General features: G+C 62.9%; 3 protein-coding genes. 1 reads left to right on the top strand and 2 read right to left on the bottom strand.

Going from position 1 to position 3,897, the window contains the following annotated elements:
- Both lptG and lptF read right to left on the bottom strand, forming a co-directional pair.
- On the bottom strand, positions 1–839 hold an 839-nt coding region (lptG, locus tag QZY06_RS00400), incomplete at its 3' end, for an LPS export ABC transporter permease LptG (protein ID WP_295678728.1).
- Positions 836–1,909: an LPS export ABC transporter permease LptF gene (gene lptF / locus QZY06_RS00405; RefSeq protein WP_295678731.1), complete on the bottom strand. Its 1,074-nt coding sequence runs from the start codon at positions 1,907–1,909 to the stop codon at positions 836–838. The genes lptG and lptF, both read right to left, overlap by 4 nt.
- 367 nt (positions 1,910–2,276) lie before the next feature.
- Between lptF and QZY06_RS00410 the strand changes: the two genes are divergently transcribed.
- Positions 2,277–3,791, top strand: coding sequence for a leucyl aminopeptidase (locus tag QZY06_RS00410; RefSeq protein ID WP_295678733.1), 1,515 nt, complete (start codon positions 2,277–2,279; stop codon positions 3,789–3,791).
- Positions 3,792–3,897 lie beyond the last annotated feature (106 nt).

Consider the following 3,897-nt stretch of genomic DNA (forward strand, 5'->3'; position numbering starts at 1 on the left):
ATCACCATCACCGTCACCGGTTCGACCAGCTTGCGCCACAGCCAGATGCGGTACTTGGTCGCATCCAGCTTGTTGTCGTCCATGTAGGCCACCAGGTTGTACAGGCCGCGGACCGACAGCACGTCGCCTTCAAGAATGAAAAGCTTGAGCACGTTCGGGGTGATCGAGCCGGTGATCTCGATCTGGTCGAGCTTGACCACCTTGGTATGGTCGCCGCTCAGTTCCGTGCGCTTGATGCCGGTCATCAGCCAGCGGCCGTCGACATAGCGGGCCTCGTCGACGGTCGAGACCTGGGTCAGGCTGCCGTCGGCGGCGGTGCGGAACACGGTGAGGTCGCGGCCATGGTCTTCGGCGAGCAGGCTGCGGATGCGCAGGATGTTGTCGGCGTCGCGCAACCACAGCGAGCGATCCAGCGTGCCGCGTTCGCCGCGTGCGTCGTCACGCAGCTCGTCAGCCAGACGCTCGCCGGTGGGGCCCAGCCAGTCGCCCAGCACATAGCCGAAGGCACCGAGCATGGCGCCGGCCGTCAGGGTCGCACCGCCGATCCTGAGCATCGACACACCCGCCGCGCGCATCGCCGTCAGCTCGCTGCTGCGGGCCAGAGCACCGATACCGAGCAGACCGCCGAGCAGGGCCACGATCGGCAGCAGGATGTACAGGCTCGACGGCATCATCAGCAGGCTGTACTGAACCACCTGCAGGACACCGTAAGTGCCTTTGCCGGTTTCGCCGATGTCCGAGATGAACACCACCAGCGTGTAGATGGTCACCAGACCGAGCGCGACCAGGCCGGTCAGCGCCAGCACCGTGCGGATGATGTAGCGGTCGAGCTGATTCATGCGACCACCTGCTGGCGGCGGCGGATCATCCACAGCGCCGCGCCCAGCACCAGCGCATGCGCCCACCACAGGCCGAAGCCGGTCGGCATCTGGCCCTTGCCGATCCAGGCCTGGCCGACACCGAGCAGGTTGGTATAGAGCAGGTAGGCGAGGATGCCGAAGACGATCTTGCTGTAGCGGCCCTGGCGCGGCCGTAGATGCGACAGAGGTACCGCGAGCAGCGCCAGGATCAGCACCGATACCGGTGCGGCGACACGGAAATGCAGTTCCGCCAGATCCTTCGGATCATCGCTGCCGAGCAGCGCGGCGGTCGGGCTGAGCTTGCGCTGGTTGTTGAGGTAGGTGAACGGCGGCGGCGAAAGGCGCAGGGTCAGGGCATCGAAGTTGGTCACTTCGTAGGCGGCATCACCGGGCGTGCCGGAATAGCGGTGGCCGTTGCGCAAGGTGACCACGCGCTCGCCGGTGGTGGTGTCGATCTGCTGATCGCCGTGATCGGCGACGACGACGCTGGACGCTGCCGTTTCCTCGATCTCGGCGAATACCCGGCCCAGGTCGCGGCCATCGGCACTGATCGAGTCGGTGTAGAACACGGCGCGGCCACCGGCCACGGTCTTGAACTGACCGGCCTCGAACGGCGTGAACTGCACCAGCCGCTTGGCATCCTTGACCAGGAAATCCGCCTGCCGGCCCGCCCAGGGGCCGATCGAGAACGACAGCGCCGCAGTCAGCCCGGTCAGTACCGCAGCCAGGCCGAGAAAGGGCCGATATAGCCGGCCGAGTCCCGATCCGCAGGCGGTCATCGCAGTGATCTCGTTATCGCTATACAGCCGGCCGAGCGACAACATGATGCCGAGCAACAGCGACACCGGGATCAGGATCACCAGATAGCGGAGGCTGGACAGCAGCGCGACGTTCATCAGCAGCTCGCGCGGCAACTCGCCCTTGGCGGCGACGCCCAGCACGCTGGCGAAACGGGTGGCGATCATGATCGCCAGCAGGATGAAAGTGACGGCCGCCCACGCGGACAACACTTCGCGCAGCAGGTAGCGGTCGAGAATGCGCTGGTTCATTAAAGATGACGGTTCACGGCCCCTATCGTAACTGACCACCGGCCGATGCTGGCGAGCCGCCGGGAAACGAACGCAGGACCGCGACGCCAGCAAAAGCCGTCCGGAATTCCTTTGAAAAACTTTCCGTCAAGGAACTGGGTCACAGTTCGTGGCAAAGCAATTGCAGGCGTGCCGGTGGGAATTCATCAGAATCGGTGAAAAAGACGGGTTCTTGACGAAAGAAGCACTCAATTCCCAACTCTGGTAAAAAAAAACCGCTAGCAAAATCGTGATTTTTCGCTAGATTCGAACAAGTAAATTTAATTTCTCAGATCGACGGTCGACCTGCCGAGCCTGTCTGTTCAATTCCTAAAACTGAAAGATCAAAATGGAATACTTCGTCAAGAGCGGCAACCCCGAGAAACAGCGCGTTGCCTGCGTCATTGTCGGCATCTTTGATCGCCGAAACACCACCGAGGCGGCCGAAACAATCGACAAAGCCAGCGACGGTCTGCTCGGCAGCATCATGCGTCGAGGGGACATGGACGGCAAACTCGGCCGCACCGTGGTCCTGCACAACGTGTCCGGCGTGTTCTGCGATCGCGTGCTGCTGGTCGGCCTCGGCAAGGAGCGTGATTTCGATGAAGCGGCGTTCCGCAAGGTTCATTCGGCGGCCGCCAGAGCGCTGCGCAACACCGGGGCGATCGATGCCGTCAGTTATCTGACCCATCTGCCGGTCAAGGGCCGTGACTATCAGTGGAACGTGCTGCAGGCGGCGCTGGCCACCGATACCGAGTTCTATCGTTTCGACGAAATGCGCGGCGAGAAGTCGCGTGAAGACATCGTGCTGCCGAAGATCGAACGCCTCACCTTCGACGTGCCACGGCGCAGCGATCTGCCGGCCGGCGAGAAGGGATTGCAGGAAGCGCAGGCGATCACCGAAGGCGTTTCTCTGGCCAAGCGGCTGTCGAACCTGCCCGGCAATATCTGCACGCCGACCTTCCTGGCTCAGACCGCTATCGATCTCGGCAAGAAGTATGAGTTCACGGTCAAGATTCTCGAAGAGTCGGACATGGAAGCGCTCGGCATGGGCGCGCTGCTGTCGGTGAGCCGCGGCAGTCGCCAGCCGGCCAAGCTGATCGTCATGGAATACCTGAAGGGTGCGCCGGGCGAAGCGCCGATCGCACTGGTCGGCAAGGGTCTGACGTTCGATGCCGGCGGCATCTCGATCAAGCCGGCCGCGAAGATGGATGAAATGAAGTTCGACATGTGCGGCGGCGCCAGTGTCATCGGCGCCTTTGCGGCGATGGCCGAACTGAAGCTTTCGATCAACGTCATCGGCGTCGTCGCGGCAAGCGAAAACCTGCCCGATGGCGCGGCGAGCAAGCCGGGCGACATCGTCACCAGCATGGCGGGCATCACCATCGAAGTGTTGAATACCGATGCCGAAGGCCGTCTGATCCTCTGCGACGCGCTGACCTACACCGAACGCAATTACGACCCGCGCATCTGCATCGACATGGCCACGCTGACCGGCGCCTGCGTCGTCGCGCTCGGCAGCCATGCCTCGGGTCTGTTCTCGAATCAGCCAGGTCTGGCCCGCCAGCTGCTGGCGGCTGGTGAGCAGATCGGCGACCGCGCCTGGGAACTGCCGCTGTGGAACGAGTACGACGGCCAGATCAAGAGCGAATTCGCCGACATCGCGAACATCGCGACAGTCGGTGCCGGTGAAGCGGGCGCGATCGTGGCGGCGATGTTCCTGCATCGCTTCACGAAGAAGATGAAATGGGCGCATCTCGATATCGCCGGAACTGCCTGGCATGGCAAAGCAGCGACCGGCCGGCCCGTGCCGCTGCTGACCCAGTATCTGATCAACGTGGCGGCAAAGCGCGGCGACGACTGATCCGCACTGGCGGCATGACGGTCCAGGCCGTCTGTCGCCACCAGTCGATCTTTCGGAACGAGAAAGCCCTGCATCCGGTGAGCCGGATGCAGGGCTTTTTTACGAA

Source organism: uncultured Nevskia sp. (genome assembly GCF_903885465.1).
In the GTDB taxonomy this organism is placed as follows: domain Bacteria; phylum Pseudomonadota; class Gammaproteobacteria; order Nevskiales; family Nevskiaceae; genus Nevskia.